Raw genomic sequence first — 19498 nt, 5'->3', positions numbered from 1 at the left:
CCAGTACCAAAGTGGTAGCATAAATACAAAACTATGCAAAAATTTATAATTATATTAGTTGATGTAACGCAATATAAACAGTGTGAATACCATACGTTAATAATAACAATGCACTTATGTTTCTGGTGATCGAATTATTGATGAATGACTGAAGGGCATGAGCACCAACACCTACTAGAAACATAGCGGGAAGCGTACCAATGCCAAAAGCAAACATGATTAATGAACCGTTAATCGCACCACCAGAAACGGCTGCCCAACTTAATGTTGAGTAAACTAAACCACAAGGAAGCCATCCCCATAAGAATCCAAAGGGAATCGCATGGACAGGGGTTTTAAGCGGTAACAGTGGTTTTGTTAATGGCGATATATATTTCCATAATTGCTTACCAATGACTTCTATATACACCAATCCTTTCCACCAGTTTGCGATATACAAAGCGAGTAAGCACATAAGGATACCAGCAAAGATCCTTAAATAAACTAACGCACTATAACTTTCTGATGTAGCGGCAATAGAAACAAACACACCACCAATAATAAAACCGAAAACTGAATAAGATAAAATTCGGCCAAAATTATAGAGTAAAATAAACAGCCAACGAGGGGCCTTTGAATTACTGGTGTTCATTGAGATTACAGCAGAAATACCACCGCACATGCCTATGCAGTGGCCAGCCCCCATCATGCCAACAAGAAAGGCTCCTAATAAATCAATGTTCATTTATCTTCTTTATTCATGGGAGGTTGTTCATCGAATAATATTTCGGTACCTTGACGATCGAGATCTTCAAATTGGTCGCTTTTAACGGCCCAAATAAAAATTGCTACGGCAACGCACACTAACATAATCGCAATTGGGATTAACAAATATAAACTAGCCATTTTCTTTTAATAACCTAAGAGAATTAGAGACAACAATAATTGAGCTTCCCGACATTCCTACAACCGCAATGTAAGGTGCAACTAAACCCATGACAGCCAGTGGTAATATAATGGCATTATAGCCTAAAGCCCACGCTAAGTTTTCACGGATAATTTTACGAGTTTTCATCGCAAGTTCTCGCGCTTCTATTAGTCGAGAAAGGTTATCACCCAGAAGTATCATATCTGCAGAGGCTTTAGCAACATCAGTTCCAGACCCCATCGCTATAGATAGGTGGGCTCCTGCAAGTGTAGGGGCATCATTAATGCCATCGCCAACCATTAAACTGATTTCACTTTTTGGTAATGATTTTAAATAATCTAACTTCCCTTGTGGTGTTGCTCCAGAAATTACCTCATCAATATCCAAAGCATTAGCCACTTTCTTTACGGATGAGCTACTGTCACCAGTTAGCATAGTCACTTTAATGCCTAAATGATGCAGTGATTGAATTAATGCTTTGCTTTCTTGACGAATTGGGTCATCTAAAGAAAAGGCAGCAACCGCTTGTCCATTTTTAGATAACCACACTTGGTAATCTTGATGATTTTCTAACAGGCAATCTTGTGCAGCAAAGGCTTTATGGCCAATCTTCCATTCATCGTTACCAATGTATCCTTGCAAACCAGAACCGATAATATTTTCAACACTATCAAAGTGAGTTTGAGTTACATCTCTGTATTGTGAGAAAGCTCGAGCAATAGGGTGATTAGCAAAAGATTCCATTTCAGACGCTATTGTTTTGACTTCTTTTTCTGACATATCAGTAAAGGAATGGACTTGAGTTAATCTGATATTTCCTTCTGTTAATGTTCCTGTTTTATCGATAACTAAGCGATTCACTTTGCACAGAGTTTCTAAAACATGGCCACGGCGAAGCATTAAACCAAGCTGTGCTAATCGAGAGGTTGAACAAGTGATTGCCGTTGGTGTCGCTAATGATAAGGCACAAGGACAAGTTGCAACGAGCACAGATAACATGATCCAAAAAGCGTCATCTGGTTTTGTTTCATGCCAATAAAACCAAGTGAAGACAGAGATAATTAAGATACCTGCAACAAAATAGCGAGCCACTAAGTCAGCAATTTCAGCGACTTTAGGCTTTGACATTTGCGCTTCATCTTGAAGTTTAACAATGTTTGATATTAAAGAATCCGCTTTGGTTTTGGTTACCTTAACAGTTAAATTACCATCACCATTAATCGTACCAGCATAAACCGGATCAGTTTCCTTTTTAGCAACAGGCATCGACTCACCGGTAAACATTGATTCGTCAATCGCGCTGTAACCAGCGATGACAATACCATCTGCCGGTAGATGCTCACCTGGAGGGACAATAACAGTGTCATCAACATCAAGTGTGCGCGCGGGTACTTTCTTCCCAGAGGTTAATGTTGCCATTACTGGGATAAGTTTGAGTAGGTTTCCGGTAATAGCTGCTGCTTTGCGGCGAGCACGCATTTCAAGAAATCGGCCTAATAATAAGAAAAAGGTAAACATGGCAACTGATTCAAAAAATACTTCACCTGATTCAGTCACGGTAGCAACAACACTTGCGAAATAAGCAAATAACATCGCGATAGAAACGGGAACATCCATTCCTAGTGTTTTAGCTTTTAAGCTTCGCCATGCATTCATATAAAATGGCAGAGCAGAGTAAAGCATTACAGGTGTTGCAAAAACCAAGCTCACGTATCGAAGATAGTTTCTGAATTCCGCATCGAGATCACCAAAGACTTCTAAGTATAATGCAACAGCAAGCATCATCACTTGCATGGTTGCTAGTCCTGCGATACCTAAACGATATAAGTATTGCTTCATTGAGCGGTGATATTCTTCTTCTTGTTTATCGGCTTCAAAAGGGGCTGCTTTGTAACCAAGTTGATGAATAAGAGTAAGCAGGGTACTTAATTTAGTTTCTTCTGGGTTCCAACTTAATAATGCTCTATGAGTAGAGGTATTTACTTTTATTTGATGTATACCTTGTGCGTTGGCAAGTTGTTTTTCAATGAGCCAAGCACAGGCAGCACAAGAGACTCCATCTAGTGACAATGTCACTTCTTTATAGTTGTCATTAGTTCGAATAAACTCTTTTTGAATTTCACTATGATCATAATGAGCTAATGCTTTTAATTGCTCAGGGATTAAATCCGCTTTATCGGCAGGGGCCGTACGATATTGATAATAAGAAGAAAGGCCGTTTTCAACGATAGTTTGCGCTACTGATTCACAGCCTGGGCAACACATATCACGAGTTTCACCTAAAATATCAACTTGAAAATGTGAGCCTGATGGAACAGGCTCACTGCAGTGGTAACAATCCTTCGACATATGGTTTATTTACCTAATCTACTTACCTAAAGGGAAAAAATCTTCACTCGGGAAATTTGTGCGTCCTTGGACCATCCATGCGCTGTCATGTGGGAGCAATTCGATAAACCAAGGGCCATTTAATGGTTCATCTAATTGAAGGCGATAAATACCTTTCGCATCTGATGTTAATACTTGCGAAAAGTCGTGATTGGGAAGCGTTCTATGAGTGAAGATAGCTTTTATTGCTGGATTATGCTCCAGTTTACCTTTATCAAGTTGGATCTCAATTGTCTTATCTACACTACGTACTTTGGCAAATATAGATAACTCTTGAGCCACTTTGATTTTTGAAAGATCGACGTTGATTGCTTTACCTTTCTTGTAATAATCCTCTGCGACTAGATCAACATCGTGCTCTACAAATAAAATGTAAGTTGATATACAAGCAACAACAACGGTACCTGGAAGGATGATGAGAAACCAAGGCCAAAACTGCTTATACCAAGGCTGAGACATAGTAATGATTCCTATTAAAGTCGAGCTATTAGCGCTTTATATGTAATATTTTTAATATAAGAGCGAAAAAAGCCCCTGTACATGCAGGGGCTATTATATTTATTATTTGTTGCTTAGGCTCCAGACGTAGGCTGAAATAAGTTGTACTTTTTCTTCACCTAATACGTCTTTCCATGCTGGCATAACACCTTGACGGCCATTTTCTACTGATTCAGTAACTGCTGCGCGTGAATCCCCAAATAACCAATCATTATCAGTTAGATCTGGTGCACCCAACGCTGGGTTACCTTTGCCATCAGTACCATGACATGCAGCACAAACGATGAAGCGTTGTTTGCCTGCTGCGGCTTCTTTGGTGTTAACTTTACGACCCGATAGGGCAAGTGTATAGCTAACAACTTCTTTAACGCCGTCGGCGCCTAAAGCATCACCCCAAGCTGGCATGTTACCAATACGACCATTCATGATAGTCGTTTTGATTGCTTCTGGCTCACCACCATATAACCATGCGTTATCGGTTAAATTAGGGAAGCCAATCATACCTCTTGCATCTGATGCATGACATTGAGAACAGTTTTGTAGGAACAAACGTTGACCTACTTTTAGTGCTTCTTCGTCATTTGCGATATCGGTAATAGCACGGAACTCTGATGTTCCTGGCTTATATGCAAGTTTTGAGAATGTTTCGCCAAAATTCGTATTTGCGTCATCTAATTCACGAGCAAATTGGTCAAGTGTTTTCTCTTTATGAGAACGCTCAATCGATGTGCGTGATTCTTCAACAGTACGAACCGTTTGGTCTGAACTTGTCCAGCCTAAAACGCCTTTAAAATTACCTAATCCAGGATAAAGGATTAAATAAACGATAGAGAAGACGAGTGTAGCTAAGAACATGTAAGTCCACCATTTTGGCAGTGGATTATTAAGCTCACGAATACCATCGTATTCATGACCCATGTCTTCACCTTCTTCAATTCCTGTTGTATTTTTCAAGCAGAAACGAAGCAGTAAACCACAACCAATTAATGTACCAATAGTAATGATACTTATCCAGAGACTCCAAAAAGTACTCATTGTTTATCAACTCCTGTCTTGTTTTGGCTTGAAGTATCTTCTTGTTCATCAGCAAAAACCAAGTTAGCAGCTTCATCGAAGCGAGCCTTTTGCTTTTTACTGTAAGCCCAAAAAATAATACCTACCATGCTTAAAAACAGAATAACTGTCCAAATTGCATGAATAGTTCCAGCGTCCATAGGGACCTCCTTACTTCATTGCATGACCAAGTGATTGAAGATAAGCAATAAGCGCATCCATCTCAGTCTTACCTTTAACCGCATCAGCCGCATTCTTTACGTCTTCTTCAGTGTATGGAACACCAAAGTTGTTACGGAAAATAGCAATTTTTTGCGATGTCAATTCACCATCTAACACGTTCTCTTCCAACCAAGGGAAGCCAGGCATGTTTGATTCAGGAACCACATCACGAGGGTTGATTAGGTGAACACGGTGCCATTCATCAGAATAACGCTCACCAACACGAGCTAGATCAGGACCTGTACGTTTTGAACCCCATAAGAATGGATGCTCCCAAACACTTTCACCAGCAACAGAATAATGTCCGTAACGTTCTGTTTCAGCACGGAATGGGCGGATCATTTGGCTATGACAAACACTACAACCTTCACGGATATAAATGTCACGGCCTTCCATTTCTAATGGTGTATAAACACGTAAGTTTTCTACCGGTTCAGTTGTTTGTTTTTGGAAAATTAGAGGAGTGATCTCAACTAACGCACCGAAACTAATAGCAACAACGATAAGAACCGCAAGAAGGCCAACGTTTTTTTCTATGATTTCATGACGATTAGAACTCATAACATAGCCTCCTTATTGAGCTGGTTGAGGAATAGCTTTTAGGCTGTTCTTCGGAGCAGTAACGGTCTTGTATGTATTATATGCAAGTAAGAACATTCCTGATAAGAAGATAAATCCACCTAAGAAGCGAACAAAATAGAATGGGTAAGAGGCTTCTAATGACTCAACAAAGCTGTATGTTAATGTGCCATCTGCATTTACTGCGCGCCACATTAGACCTTGCATAACACCAGAAATCCACATTGCCACAATGTAAAGAACCGTACCGATAGTCGCTAACCAGAAGTGAACATTGATTAGTGAGACAGAGTACATACGCTCTTGACCGAATAGCTTAGGAATTAAGTGGTATAGAGAACCAATTGATACCATTGCAACCCAACCTAATGCACCAGAGTGTACGTGACCAATTGTCCAGTCAGTATAGTGAGATAGGGCATTTACTGATTTAATTGCCATCATCGGGCCTTCAAAGGTAGACATACCGTAGAAAGACAAAGAAACAATTAAGAAGCGAAGAATTGGGTCATAACGAAGTTTATGCCAAGCACCAGACAGCGTCATAATACCATTAATCATACCGCCCCAAGATGGAGCAAATAGAACTAGTGACATTACCATACCAAGTGACTGAGTCCAGTCAGGCAGTGCTGTATAATGTAAATGGTGAGGGCCGGCCCAGATATAAAGTGATACTAGAGCCCAAAAGTGAACAATAGATAAACGGTATGAATAAACTGGACGCTCAGCTTGTTTTGGTACGAAATAATACATCATACCAAGGAAGCCTGCAGTTAATAGGAAACCAACTGCGTTGTGGCCGTACCACCATTGTACCATCGCATCAACAGCACCAGAATAAATCGAATAAGATTTAGTCATAGATACAGGAACAGCAAGGCTATTCACAATATGAAGAACGGCAACGGTTAAAATGAAGGCTCCAAAGAACCAGTTTGCAACGTAGATGTGAGATGTCTTACGCTTAAACAGGGTTCCAAAGAAAACGATGGCATACGCAACCCAAACCAGAGTAATTGCGATATCAATCGGCCACTCTAATTCTGCGTATTCTTTTCCTGATGTAATACCTAGAGGCAATGAAATTGCTGCTGCTAGAATAATTGCTTGCCAACCCCAGAAGGTGAACGCAACTAATGGACCACCAAACAAACGTGTTTGACAAGTACGCTGAACAACATAATAAGATGTTGCAAAAAGGGCACTTGTGCCGAATGCGAAAATCACTGCATTGGTATGCAGAGGTCGCAGACGACTATACGTAAGCCATGGTGTGTCAAAATTAAGTTGCGGCCAAACTAACTGAGCGGCAATTAGTACACCTACACCCATGCCAACAATACCCCATAGTATGGTAACTAAAGAGAATTGACGAACAACGGTATAGTTGTAGTTTTGTTCATGCTGCTGTACTTGGCTCATAATTGCATGCTTCCACTTTTATTATTAACTACACTTTACTTTCCATAGTGCGAACAATTTGTTCGCAATGCCATCCAAAATTCAATCCCTAATAATTAGATTTGTGACCCTTTTATTTTGAAATATCCTTTTTTAATGCAAAAATGGCATTTTCGGCGTCAATGATACTTCACTTCAAAATTGAATCATAGTTGATGCCCGCAGGAATTTTACGGTTAAGCAACATTTTTTCATTTTTTTTGAACTAGATAACACAGGTTTTTTCAACTATGGCTGTAGAAAAGTTAACAGGTCCTCGTTTATTTCAACTTATCTTCTTGTTGGTGGTATTGATTACCGCATTTACTTGGAGAACAATTACCTACAAAGATCCGATGGAGAGTGTGAAAAATAACCAAAACGCGACTATTTGTAACATAACTGAAAAGTCTTGTGCTTTTAATATCGATAATAATCAAGTCATTATTGATGTAAAAGAGCGTCCTATCTTGCAAAATACAGAGATCAGTATCCTAGTTTCAGGTCTAACTGATGCTTGGGAGGTGGAAGCAACTGGCGTGAAGATGAACATGGGAACGTTAAAGTTCATGCCTTCGGTTAAGCAAAATGGCAAACAAATGTATTCAGTGTTTGTACCAAAATGTAAACATAATGATATGGCATGGAATGTAGAAGTATCGAATAGCTCTCAAAAAATAAATGTGATTTTTAATTCCACAAAATGATAACTTTCAACGTGTTATTCTTTAAATGTGCAAAAATCAACCGCTCAATGACAAATTAGAGTTTGTTTAATAAAAATAAAACAATTTGGAAGGTATATGAAGATAATTAGCACAAATTCACAGAATAACGATTCAGGAAAAGCACTTGAATACTGTCTAAGTAACTTACTTGTTCATCCTATTGAACCGGATATTTTGTTGTGCTATTTCACTGAAGAACATGATAGTCACCTTATTATAAATACGTTAAAAAAGCGATTCCCTAATACTAAAATTCATGGCTGCACCTCATGCCGAGGGGTAATGACTGATCATGGATTTCTTGAGTGTTATTCAATTGCATTATGGGCACTCTATGATTCAAAGCATGGACGATATGGAACAAGTATAGCTAAATTTGATAACAATCATGAGATCAGTCAGCTTACAAAACAATTATTAGAAAAAGCAATTAAGGATAGTGGTCGCGAAGGAGAATTGCCTGCATTGGTTTTACTCCATGCAACACCTGGACAAGAAGAGAAAATAATAACAGCAATAGATGAATATTTTGGGACACCAATACCTCTTATAGGAGGAACCGCTGCGGATAATAATGTACAGGGAAAGTGGTGTATCTTTACACAAGATGACCTGCTTAGTTCTGGAATTTCTTTATCTGTTTTTTATCCCTCCTGTAAAGTGTCTTATTCCTTTCACTCTGGATATGCTTGCTCTTCAACATCGGGGATTGCAACAAAAACACATAATCGAATTATTTATGAAATTGACCATAAACCGGTTATTGATGTTTATAAGCAATGGACTGAATTACCAATGGGACTTGGTGATAAAACAAACCTTCTAGAAAGAGTAACTCAATTTCCTTTAGGAAGAATTGCTGGTTACATGTATTCGTCGCCATATTTCAAATTAGCCCATCCTGTAAAATTTACTCATGATGGAGGCATGGAATGTTTTGCTAGTATTAATGAAGGAGAGGAGGTTTTTATGATGTACGGTGAAGAAGAACAAATTATTTCTCGACCACAACGAGTCATTAATTCGGCCATTAATTCTTATGAAGATAACTTCAGCCCAATAGGCGGCATTAATATATTTTGTGCTGGCTCAATGATGCATATAAAAACATCTATGGATGCAGTTTGTCATTCAGTTAACTCGGCAATGCATGGTGCTCCTTATATATGCCCATTTACTTTCGGTGAGCAAGGGCGTTTTACTGGTGGCGAGAATGCTCACGGTAATTTAATGGTCTCTACCGTTTTATTTCATTATTAGGATAGTGTAGTTGTGAAGGATCATGCAGAGAAAGAACAACTCCAGGAAGCATTGCTAGAGTTAAAGCGAAGTAAAGAGCGAGAATCTCATCTTTATAAAGAAAACCAAGCGATACTAAATGGCTTATCGGCCATTTCAGATGCTCAAAATAAAGAAGATATTTTTAATAGTTTACTTGTCGTTATTAAAAAGTTTATTCATTTCGATAATGCGTTTGTGATTTCTTCTTCTGATGAAAAATGCTTATCCGTTCTTGCTTCAACAGATGATATTTTTAACGACTTAACTTGGTCTTTTAGTGATCTTTTTTATCGAGCTTGTCATAACGAAAGTATTATTCTTTTTAAACCTAAGAATACCCAAGAATTTTCATCCCTTCCTCCTGAACTTAAAACTGAATTCTCTTCAGTTGCAATCTCTGGGATTCAATCTTCATCAGGACATGCTGTTATTGTTTTGACCAGTCGTCGATTTGGTGAATATTCAGCATCAACTAAAAATAGCTTACAACGTTTTACGCCACTTATTGAGCGGGCAGTTATTGATATTGATTATAAACACAGGCTTCAATCACTTGTTGACATAAAAACTAAAGCATTGCATTTAAGTAAGCAACGCTTTCAAGACTTCGCTAATACAGTTGGTGATTGGTTCTGGGAAACTGATATTAACTTTAATTTCAGTTATTTAGCAGGAACAAAAATCAATGAGACTAAAATGAGTTCGCAAAACTTATTAGGTTTAATTGAAAGTGAATCGATTCGAAAGCAAATATTAGCAGCAAAGCACCATAATAAATCATTTAATGAATTAGAGTGGTGCCCTGAAAAGTTGAATAATAAAGTATGGTTTAGTTTGAGTGGCACTCCATATTATGATGAGTTTGGCGTACTTACAGGTTATCGAGGTACAGCAAAAGACATTTCAGCTAGAAAAAAACGTATAACCGAAATACATAAAGCAAAAGTTGAAGCAGAGAAAGCTAACAGAGCTAAATCTCAGTTTTTAGCGATGATGAGTCATGAGATCCGAACACCACTGAATGCTATCCTAGGTATGATAGATGTATTTAGTGGAAGTCATTTATCATCTGAGCAAAAACAATGGCTTGAACAAATGGAAACTTCATCTCAGCTTCTCCTCACAATAATTAGTGATGTATTAGATATCTCAAGAATTGAAGCAGGAACTTTTATTCTAGATGAGCAACCAATTGATTTAATTAAAACCATTCATAGCGCCATTGATTATTTCATGGTGATAGCTCAGGATAAAGGCATAAAATTAACTGTGACAACGTCACAAAATGTACCTATTAATGTCATTGCAGACCAAACACGCATCGCTCAAGTCATCTTCAATTTAGTGGGAAATGCTGTAAAATTCACCAATAATGGGTCAGTTTGTTTAAATATCAGCCTTTCTGATGGTGATTTAATCTGCTTTTCAATTAAAGATACAGGAATAGGTATTGCTCGAGATATTACTGAGCAGCTTTTTAAACCTTTCATACAAGCAGATAGCTCAATTACCCGTCAATTTGGAGGGACAGGTTTAGGTTTATCAATCACAAAACGTCTTACGGAATTGATGAATGGTACCATTGAAGTTGAAAGTTTAATCGGCGAAGGAAGTACTTTTACTGTAAAGTTGCCATTGAAAGAGACTGTGCCAATATCTAGAAAATTTCCGATAAATGAACTAATACCAGAGATAAGTAAACAATATTTATCCGTTTTAGTTGCTGAAGATAATAAAGCAAACCAAGCAGTCATGAAGTTACTATTAGAACGGCAAGGACATCAAGTTACTTTGGTTAAGAATGGTGTTGAAGTAATTCAAGAATGGTCTGATCATAACAATAACTATGATGTCATTTTAATGGATGTGTCGATGCCAATAAAAGATGGTATTAGTGCAACTAAAGAAATACGAGCTACAGGATCGCTAATTCCAATCGTTGCAATAACGGGTCATGCATTGCGTGAAGAAAAGAAATTATGCATTGATGCTGGAATGAATGATTTTGTTTCAAAACCAATAAGAGCAAAGCAATTAAAAGCAGTATTAAGATCTTTAAATCTATAGAGATAATTTATAACTTTATGAAGATAATGTTTTTAAGCTAATAATCATTAGATGGATACGAAGTATTATTTAATGATTATTAGCTATTTTATGGTAAATACAATTATGGTTAAATTGATTGTTCTCGAAAGAAGTTGTGCAGAAAGGGAAGCTATATGTACTTATATTTGAGTATTAATAAACCCTATTTAACATAAGATATATAATGCGCACTGTGGTGTGTTTTAAAATGACCCGGGAATTGGCTGGTTTTGACTTAATTTAGTCAGTTATCTGTAATTTATCTCTTTTGAATTTGTGCCTATTTAGGATTGCCATTAAACTAAGCCTAATTGTATTTATGTTACCTTGTCACGAGTTAAGTTTATTTTGGCTTCGTTGTAATCTGGTATCTAAGGCTAAAATTCTATGTATATTAAAAAACGTGCTCTATTTACTTTAGTTTCTGTTCTGACATTATCTGGTTGTGCGAGTTACTCAATAACAGAAAAAGAAATGACTGATTATCTTTCAGATGAAATTCATGTAGACAAGTCTGTTGGTATTCCTGGTTTTCTATATGCTCAAGTAAATGTTGAAAATGTCGATGTTCAAATTGGCCGCATTGCAGCTGATCGGATTAGTGTTTTTGCAAACACAACTGCAGATGTTCAAATGCTCGATGAAATAAAACAGAATCTGTCACTCACGTTAGAATTCAGCGCTGTGCCAGAATATGATAAAGAAACGGGTGAAATTTATTTGAAATCACTACGCTTAGAAAAATTTGAAGATAAAAACCAAAAATTATCACCCGAGTTAACGTCATTACTAAAGCCTGCAGTATCAATAATTGGCTATGCACTATCAAATGAACCCGCTTATAAGTTAAATTCAGATAAACTAAAAGAATCTCTTATTAAGTCAGCGGAACCTAATTTAGTTATAAAAAACAATAAGCTAGTGATTGAATTGTTTAATTGAAATAATAAGTTACTTGTAGTTATAGTGCATTAGGGTCTGGTGTTAATCAGTATATTACTATTACATACTGATTAACTTTAAATTGAGTATTTAAGCCTATTTTAATAACTCATGAAGATCGGCTTTAAGCGATGAGACTGTTTGACTGGCCTTTTCTGTTCTTGATGCTTCACTTAATAAATACTCTATCGTATCAGAAAGCGTAGAATCAAGATCTTGAGCACGCAGAGACAGTTTTTCCCACACTCGGTAATCTAAATCTATCGATTTTTTACGAGTATGTTCTTGTTCAGCATTAAAATGACGCTTTCTTTTTGCTCTTATCGCTTGTTTAAGTTTGTTTTCTAACTCTGGATTCATGTGTTTTTGAATCCACTCTAAAGCCTTAACTGGCTCATGTTCAAGTTTTAAAAATTCAGCGACCATTTGCTGTTGTTCGCTTGAATCAATATAGCAAGTAATTGATTCCCCCATACGATGCTTATTAAATAAATACATCCATTTCCAACCGGCTTCTAGGTTTTCAAGTTGTTGATATTTCATAAATAATAGGCTCGTATTTTAGGAGATTAAATTCGGGTGACAGTGTAACTCGCATTACTTAATTCTTCAATATAATTACTCTGCAATGAGACCAAGCTCTAAATGTTATGTATCGACTGAAAAATCAGACGAAACAAATTATGTCATGTATAATCGATTTTATTTTTTATTAATAAGTAAGCATGCCACTAGACACGCCATTTTTAATTGCGCCTCAATATGATCATATTCAAGATTCTTTGAATCAATCTTACCAGATAGACGCACAATCACCCTATTCTCTGCAGCCTCGATTGACTCAAGCTTTAGAGACTTTCTCTCTTATAAATGGTGTTAATATTCTTCAAATCAACGCGTTAGATAATCACGTGTATCGTGAATATATCGCTAATTGGTTAGTGTTGAATGCTGCTCACTCAAAACAAGATATCACACCTGTAATCGTTGTTGAGAGTTGTACTGATGCAGAGCTTTTTGGTGTGTATCATAATAAAAGCGATATTCTTGAGCCTGGTTTATTGCAAAAAGCCAATGGCGGCTTTCTTATTATTTCGCCGAGTCTGTTGCTAGCAAACCCTTATTTATGGCCTCGTTTAAAGAGCCTTTTACAAGGTCAATCAGTCTCTATCTCATCTAGTGATTCAAAATCACCAACTAAAGAAGAGCACCGTTTAACGAGCAATGTAAAATTAATCATTGTTGGCGACCGTGCACTATTAGGTGAAATTGAACAATTAGAGCCTGATTTATTGGCAGGCATGTCTATGTTTGCTGAATATGAATTTGACACCAAGGTAACAAGTGACACTGTCACTGAGTATTTGCAATTGATAGGTTTCCTATCACAGCAGCACTCTCATCTTCCTTTAGAAAATGGTTTAGCCCTATTACCATTACTAAAAGCAGGTGCAAAAGAGTGTGAAGATCAAACACGATTAAATTTATGTTTACTGTGGTTAAATTCAGCTTTAGCACACGCTTCATTGGCCTCTTGCTCAAAAACACATATTGATGCTAATGATTTCAAAGCGTCGTTTGAAACTAAATACCATATTGAATCATACCTTCCATCTCGTGCGTTAGATGATATTTTAGAACAAAACATCTTCATCGAAACTGATGGCGAAAAAGTGGGCCAAATCAATGGATTAACGGTAGTGTCAGTTCCTGGCCACCCTATTTCTTATGGTGAACCATCACGCATATCTTGTGTAGTTCACGTTGGTGATGGCGAATTATCGGATGTTGAGCGTAAGGTTGAGTTAGGCGGAGATCTCCATGCTAAAGGTATGTTGATTATGCAGGCTTATATTCTCAGTCAGCTAAATACGCATGAACCATTACCTTTCACAGCCTCAATGGTATTTGAGCAATCCTATTGTGAAGTTGATGGCGACAGTGCTAGCCTTGCAGAGCTTTGTGCTTTTTTAAGTGCTCTGGCCATTAAGCCTATCGATCAAAGTTTGGCAATTACAGGCTCGGTTGACCAATTTGGTATGGTTCAACCGATTGGTGGTGTAAATGAAAAAATTGAAGCCTTCTTCCAGCTGTGTGAAAAACGCGGGTTAACTGGTAAGCAAGGTGTTATCATTCCAGAAACAAACGGAATTAATCTTGTTCTATCTGACGAGGTAATTCGTGCTGTTGAAGAGAAACAGTTTACGATTTATCCAATTAGTCATGTTGAACAAGCTGTCGAACTTTTAACGGGCATGCCGTTACAATCCGAAGAACATGAGTCGATTTTCTCTTTAATTGCGCAACATATTGAAGATGTTGAACATAATCCGTCTCAGTGTTCTGCGCTATTTTGTCGTATTAAAAACTGGTTTAACCAGCGCTGATCCGACTTGATAAGCGTACAAGTGTTAGCTAGAATTTCAGCAACTTATTTAGGAGTAATACTTTAATGCAAAACAAACCTAGTTCATACAATCGTGAAGATTTACTAGCATCAAGCCGTGGTGAATTATTTGGTCCAAACGGCCCACAACTGCCAGCACCAAATATGTTAATGATGGATCGCATCCCTCTTATGTCTGAAACTGAAGGTCTATTTGGTAAAGGTAAAGTTGTTGCTGAACTAGACATTACTCCAGATCTTTGGTTCTTTGACTGTCATTTCCCAGGTGACCCAGTAATGCCTGGTTGTCTTGGCCTTGATGCAATGTGGCAACTGGTTGGTTTTTTCCTTGGTTGGATTGGTGGCGAAGGTAAAGGTCGTGCTCTAGGTGTAGGTGAAGTTAAATTCACAGGCCAAGTACTTCCTACTGCGAAAAAAGTAACGTATGAAATTGATTTTAAACGTGTTATTAACCGTAAATTAGTAATGGGTCTAGCTGATGGCCGTGTTCTAGTTGATGGTAAAGAAATCTACGTTGCTAAAGATCTTAAAGTGGGTCTTTTCCAAGATACATCAAAGTTCTAATTAAAGAATTGAGATTTAGATAAAGCTGGCTTTGTGCTGGCTTTATTTTTAAATAACACAGCAAAGTTATAGTGCGTTAGATATGTGTTTAAACATGTACTAATTAATCTCTATCGTCTTAATAAAATTAAAGCCCCATAAAGAGGCTTTAATTTAAAATTCTATGTTATATAGGAAACTATTTAAACAAACCGGAATGTTTGTCATCTCTTGCGTCCCGCCAACCCCCTAGCCAACACGAACGAGCATCCATTGCTTGATATGGGCAATTCTCTGATGAACGGCCATTTAACCCTGCTTTATAACCTTGTGATTGTGCTCGTTCTAAACGGTCACGCTTTTGTCTCTTCATAGTTCAGTCCTCATAGATGGAAGGCATAATGCTTCAATAAATATACTACTTTACTACTGATACCCTTTTATTCCGTTAGGGTTCATCATGAACATTTCATGATGACAATATTAAGAATCGGACAAATCTGGTCGTTTTTCAAGTATAAAAAAAGCCCGAAGTCTCAATTTGTGACTTCGGGCCTAGTCTTATAAATTGATATTATTTAATTCGCTTTCGCATGAAACCAAATAAACCAAGCAGTGTCAGAGCACCAAAGCCAAGTGAACTACCCTGACGTTCAATAGTGCTGTTCTCAAGTGGACGAGATTCAATACTACGCTCTGCAGGATCTGAAATAGGTACTAATTTCACTGCAACTACAGTTTCATTTGTACTCCCATTACCACAATAAGAATCACTCGCGACAGAATCATAGCCACCTGCACATTTCAGTGCCGTTGCTGAGATAACACCTGCATCGTTAATGTCACTTGCATCGTAGATACGATATTGGTTGTTATGAGAGCTTAATGAACCACCGTTAGTTAAATTATCAATAATCCAAGCTTTATTTTGAAAAATTGCACCACGTGCTGCTTCAGTTGGAGCATATGGATAAATAAACGCGCGTTGGCGACGCTGTTTACCCTCATATTCACGGTTATTTTCCACATCTATACGACCAACAATTTCATTGAAATTATTGATTCCACCCATCTCACCACCAGCACCAGCAAAAAAGATTCCGCCAGAAAGGAAAGATGCACTAGGTGTTGAGCTTGAAGCGTCTGAAATAACAAATAAGCGATTAGCAACCGCACCATTTTGAGGGTAACTACCAGAGCGCTTTGCTTGACCAACCGCAACTAAATTTTCATTTATATTTGTTACAACAGAATTAGAGTGAATAAAATCACCACCTATTTCAGCTTGAGCATTTGCAACAGTATTAGAGTCCCAATTACTTTTACTAATATCAGTGCCTGGCGTTTTTTGCTTAAAAATAGTTGCTTGCATTAAACGTGAATCGCCATCTGCAGTACTATTATATCCAACAATATACATGCGTTCTGAATCATTAGCATCGATAATTAAATCACGAGCACTACCTTGAGCATAAATATCATTCCCACTGCCGTTATCTGAGGTGTTTTTCCAATCTAATTCAATTGGTGCATTACTCCCATCCCATATAGCTGCTTTAGAGAAATTATTTATATGCCCAGCTCCTGAAGATATACTACCTACTGTATATGTATCCTCTTTTGCCCATGCTCTAGATTGTTTACCAGTACCATTAGCTAAATCGGCTGAATTAAATGCTTGGTTTCGGGTCGTTGATGAATGGTAATTTCCAATAGCTTCAGCTGCCGATACTAAACTATTAATAATCACATTGACTTCAGAACTCTTAAAAGATGCAGCTTCAATAAATGCAGCTGAATTATTTGGTGGCGTAGTGCCGCCATTTAATTCCTTATACCAGCCATTCCACTGATTTGAAGCCCAATATTCACAAGTTGAATAACCTAACTGGAAGAAACAGTAGTCTTCAAAACCATCATACCCATCTTCAATATAATCAAAAGAATTATCAATCGCGAATGCAACCTCTTCACGATAAGAAACACCCTCAGCCCAATTGCGAGTTTCACCAGCTAAAGCAAAGAATAATGAACTAGATGAATTTTCCGCGCTAGCATCACAAGAGTTTGATCCATCGACTAACGTTGGATCAAAACAGCCAAGTGGGTTGCTTGTATTTAAAGCCTTATCAGATGGCTGAATAGCCGTACCATAATACTCAGAACCTGAAACACCAGGCGTTACTTCCACCACTTTATAAAGCGCCGCTTGCGCAGGAAGCGCAGCGGACACCAAAACAGCTAATGTGGTTAATTGTAATTTACTACTCATTTAACTTCCTATTGTAGAGCTTCAAGTTCTTCCCAACGCTCGAATGCCACTTCCAACTCTTGCTCAGCTTCTGCTAAACGTCCTAAGACTTCATCAGTCTTTTTAGGATCTTGCTGGAAGAAAGTTGCGCTGTTTACTGTCTCTTGAAGTTCTGTAATTTCATTTTCTAGTTTCTCTAAAAGTTCAGGCAACTGTTCAAGCTCACGCTGTAACTTATAAGATAATTTCTTTGGCTTCGCTTGCACTGCTGTTTCTTTAACTTCAACAGTTTCAGATTTTTTCTTTGTTACTTTAGGTGCCATTGCATCGCGAGTGGCCTGTACATTAGCACGTTGTTGCTGTGCATCGTGATAACCACCTACGAATTCTTCGATCTGGCCCTCACCTTCGAAGATCCAACTTGTCGTTACTGTGTTATCAACAAACTGACGGTCATGGCTCACTAATAATAATGTACCCTGATAGTTGGCAAGTAATTCTTCTAAAAGTTCCAATGTTTCGATATCTAAATCATTGGTTGGTTCATCAAGAATCAATAAATTGTTTGGACGAAGGAACAAACGCGCAAGTAATAGACGGTTTTTCTCACCACCAGACAATGCTTTCACAGGTTGACGAGCACGTTTTGGCGAGAATAAGAAATCTTGTAAGTAGCTTAATGCATGTCGCTCACGGCCACCCACAGTTACTTCTTGTTTACCATCTGCTAGGTTATCAATTACTGTTTTTTCAGGATCTAACGCTTCACGGTATTGGTCAAAGTAAGCTACTTCCAATTTCGTACCACAATGCAATTTACCTGAATCAGGTTGCAGTTGATCAAGCATCAGTTTAAGTAAGGTACTCTTACCACAGCCATTCGCACCAATTAGTGCAATACGGTCACCACGCATAACATTGAAGCTGAAGTTCTTAACAATGTTTTTGCCATCAATTGAGTAATGAAGGTTTTCAGCTTCAAATACAATTTTACCTGAACGATTTGACTCATCTACTTGGATATTGGCTTTACCCATTACTTCACGACGCTCTGAACGCTCACGACGTAACTGTTTTAATGCACGAACACGACCTTCATTACGAGTACGACGCGCTTTAATACCTTCACGGATCCACGCTTCTTCTTGAGCTAGAACTTTATCAAACTGAGCATTTTGCTCGGCTTCAACACGCAGCGCTTCTTCTTTTGCAAGTAAATATTCTTCATAGTTACCAGGGTAAGAAGATAAGTTACCACGGTCTAAATCAACAATACGTGTCGCCATTGATTGAATAAACGCACGGTCATGCGAGATAAAGATGATTGAGCCTTTAAAATCTTTTAAGAAAGTTTCAAGCCATTCAATCGTCGTTACGTCTAAGTGGTTGGTTGGTTCATCAAGAAGTAATACATCAGGATCAGAAACCAATGCACGAGCTAATGCCGCTTTACGTTGCCAACCACCCGATAAATCCGTTAATAATGTGTGACCATCTAGCTTTAATGATTCGAGTACTGATTGAATACGCGTATCAAAGTGCCAAGCACCTAGGTGATCAATTTTTTCTTGAGCACGAGAAAGCTTATTAATGTTTGATTCACTTGGATCAGTTTCTAGCAAATCAAGCAGACGATGATACTCTTTTAAGTATTTACCCGCTTCAGCTAAACCTTCTGATACATAATCAAATACTGTTCCGCTTTCATTACGCGGTGGATCTTGCTCTAGACGAGAAACCACCACATCTTGATTAATTTGAAGTTTGCCGTCATCCATAATGATGTCACCAGCAATAACCTTCATTAACGTTGATTTACCTGCACCATTACGGCCAACTAAACACACACGCTCGTTTTCTTGTAAAGCGAAATCAGATTTGTCTAATAATGGGTGATCGCCAAACGCTAATTGCCCATTATTAATTGTAAGTAATGCCATTGTCTTCTAACCAATTCTTTAATTGCGATATATCAAAGGGCCAATTAAGCTCAGATAAGCCATTTGCCACTACAGGTATTGTGACACCGTAACGAGAGAAGAGCTCATCGTTGAACGCAATGTCTACCGTGTCTACTTTTTCAATGTCTACACCCACCTCCACAAGCAAGTCAAACGCTTGCTCGCAAAGGTGGCAGCCTTCCGTGCTATAGAGAGTAATCATTCGTC

The 19498-nt window shown here is 38.0% G+C and carries 19 protein-coding genes; 6 read left to right on the top strand and 13 right to left on the bottom strand.

What is annotated here, in order from left to right; genetic code table 11:
• Positions 1-49: 49 nt before the first annotated feature.
• The 8 genes from PVK63_RS03020 to ccoN form a co-directional block, all read right to left on the bottom strand.
• Positions 50-724, bottom strand: a complete 675-nt coding sequence (locus tag PVK63_RS03020; RefSeq protein WP_130087102.1) for a sulfite exporter TauE/SafE family protein — start codon at positions 722-724, stop codon at positions 50-52.
• A complete protein-coding gene (gene ccoS, locus PVK63_RS03015; protein ID WP_130087100.1) occupies positions 721-885 on the bottom strand; it encodes a cbb3-type cytochrome oxidase assembly protein CcoS in 165 nt (54 codons plus the stop codon). The genes PVK63_RS03020 and ccoS overlap by 4 nt, the downstream gene beginning before the upstream one ends.
• A complete protein-coding gene (locus tag PVK63_RS03010; protein WP_130087098.1) occupies positions 878-3256 on the bottom strand; it encodes a heavy metal translocating P-type ATPase in 2379 nt (792 codons plus the stop codon). The genes ccoS and PVK63_RS03010 overlap by 8 nt, the downstream gene beginning before the upstream one ends.
• A gap of 18 nt (positions 3257-3274) precedes the next feature.
• Positions 3275-3754: a FixH family protein gene (locus PVK63_RS03005; RefSeq protein ID WP_130047358.1), complete on the bottom strand. Its 480-nt coding sequence runs from the start codon at positions 3752-3754 to the stop codon at positions 3275-3277.
• 102 nt (positions 3755-3856) lie between these two features.
• Positions 3857-4828 carry a cytochrome-c oxidase, cbb3-type subunit III gene (gene ccoP, locus PVK63_RS03000; protein ID WP_130087096.1) on the bottom strand — a complete coding sequence of 324 codons (972 nt, stop codon included), beginning with the start codon at positions 4826-4828 and terminating at the stop codon, positions 3857-3859.
• The gene (locus PVK63_RS02995; protein ID WP_130044485.1) at positions 4825-5007 is read right to left on the bottom strand and encodes a cbb3-type cytochrome oxidase subunit 3; all 183 of its coding nucleotides are present in this window, start codon (positions 5005-5007) and stop codon (positions 4825-4827) included. Before PVK63_RS02995 ends, ccoP begins: the two co-directional genes overlap by 4 nt.
• 10 nt (positions 5008-5017) lie before the next feature.
• The gene (gene ccoO, locus PVK63_RS02990) at positions 5018-5629 is read right to left on the bottom strand and encodes a cytochrome-c oxidase, cbb3-type subunit II (protein ID WP_130047356.1); all 612 of its coding nucleotides are present in this window, start codon (positions 5627-5629) and stop codon (positions 5018-5020) included.
• A gap of 12 nt (positions 5630-5641) precedes the next feature.
• Complete coding sequence (gene ccoN / locus PVK63_RS02985; RefSeq protein ID WP_130047355.1) at positions 5642-7072, bottom strand: cytochrome-c oxidase, cbb3-type subunit I; 1431 nt, start codon at positions 7070-7072, stop codon at positions 5642-5644.
• A 269-nt stretch (positions 7073-7341) separates the two neighbouring features.
• Between ccoN and PVK63_RS02980 the strand changes: the two genes are divergently transcribed.
• The 4 genes from PVK63_RS02980 to PVK63_RS02965 all read left to right on the top strand — a co-directional run bounded on the left by PVK63_RS02980 (position 7342) and on the right by PVK63_RS02965 (position 12129).
• Positions 7342-7797, top strand: coding sequence for a hypothetical protein (locus PVK63_RS02980; RefSeq protein ID WP_130087094.1), 456 nt, complete (start codon positions 7342-7344; stop codon positions 7795-7797).
• Between the two features lie 96 nt (positions 7798-7893).
• Positions 7894-9078, top strand: coding sequence for an FIST signal transduction protein (locus PVK63_RS02975; RefSeq protein WP_130087092.1), 1185 nt, complete (start codon positions 7894-7896; stop codon positions 9076-9078).
• Positions 9079-9090: 12 nt separating this feature from the next.
• Positions 9091-11166 carry an ATP-binding protein gene (locus PVK63_RS02970; RefSeq protein ID WP_130087090.1) on the top strand — a complete coding sequence of 692 codons (2076 nt, stop codon included), beginning with the start codon at positions 9091-9093 and terminating at the stop codon, positions 11164-11166.
• Between the two features lie 408 nt (positions 11167-11574).
• Positions 11575-12129 carry a DUF1439 domain-containing protein gene (locus PVK63_RS02965; protein ID WP_130047351.1) on the top strand — a complete coding sequence of 185 codons (555 nt, stop codon included), beginning with the start codon at positions 11575-11577 and terminating at the stop codon, positions 12127-12129.
• A 96-nt stretch (positions 12130-12225) separates the two neighbouring features.
• Here the strand turns inward: PVK63_RS02965 and matP are convergent, their stop codons facing one another.
• On the bottom strand, positions 12226-12672 hold the full coding sequence (gene matP, locus PVK63_RS02960) for a macrodomain Ter protein MatP (RefSeq protein WP_130047350.1): 447 nt from the start codon (positions 12670-12672) through the stop codon (positions 12226-12228).
• Positions 12673-12854: 182 nt separating this feature from the next.
• Here matP and PVK63_RS02955 point away from each other — a divergent pair, with 182 nt between their 5' ends.
• Both PVK63_RS02955 and fabA read left to right on the top strand, forming a co-directional pair.
• Entirely contained in the window at positions 12855-14516 is a 1662-nt protein-coding gene (locus tag PVK63_RS02955) for an AAA family ATPase (RefSeq protein WP_130087088.1), read from the top strand.
• 65 nt (positions 14517-14581) lie between these two features.
• Entirely contained in the window at positions 14582-15100 is a 519-nt protein-coding gene (gene fabA / locus PVK63_RS02950; protein WP_130047348.1) for a bifunctional 3-hydroxydecanoyl-ACP dehydratase/trans-2-decenoyl-ACP isomerase, read from the top strand.
• Between the two features lie 178 nt (positions 15101-15278).
• Here the strand turns inward: fabA and rmf are convergent, their stop codons facing one another.
• From rmf to PVK63_RS02930, 4 genes are all read right to left on the bottom strand, one after another.
• A complete protein-coding gene (gene rmf / locus PVK63_RS02945) occupies positions 15279-15452 on the bottom strand; it encodes a ribosome modulation factor (RefSeq protein ID WP_045102089.1) in 174 nt (57 codons plus the stop codon).
• A 201-nt stretch (positions 15453-15653) separates the two neighbouring features.
• Positions 15654-17351: a DUF3466 family protein gene (locus tag PVK63_RS02940; protein ID WP_130087086.1), complete on the bottom strand. Its 1698-nt coding sequence runs from the start codon at positions 17349-17351 to the stop codon at positions 15654-15656.
• 8 nt (positions 17352-17359) lie between these two features.
• Entirely contained in the window at positions 17360-19270 is a 1911-nt protein-coding gene (locus tag PVK63_RS02935) for an ABC transporter ATP-binding protein (protein WP_130087084.1), read from the bottom strand.
• Complete coding sequence (locus tag PVK63_RS02930; protein ID WP_060990975.1) at positions 19251-19493, bottom strand: glutaredoxin family protein; 243 nt, start codon at positions 19491-19493, stop codon at positions 19251-19253. Before PVK63_RS02930 ends, PVK63_RS02935 begins: the two co-directional genes overlap by 20 nt.
• Positions 19494-19498: the final 5 nt, after the last annotated feature.

The sequence above is a fragment of the Aliivibrio sp. S2TY2 genome, from assembly GCF_028765525.1.
Taxonomy (GTDB): domain Bacteria; phylum Pseudomonadota; class Gammaproteobacteria; order Enterobacterales; family Vibrionaceae; genus Aliivibrio; species Aliivibrio finisterrensis_A.
This window is presented reverse-complemented; position numbering and strand designations above follow the sequence as displayed.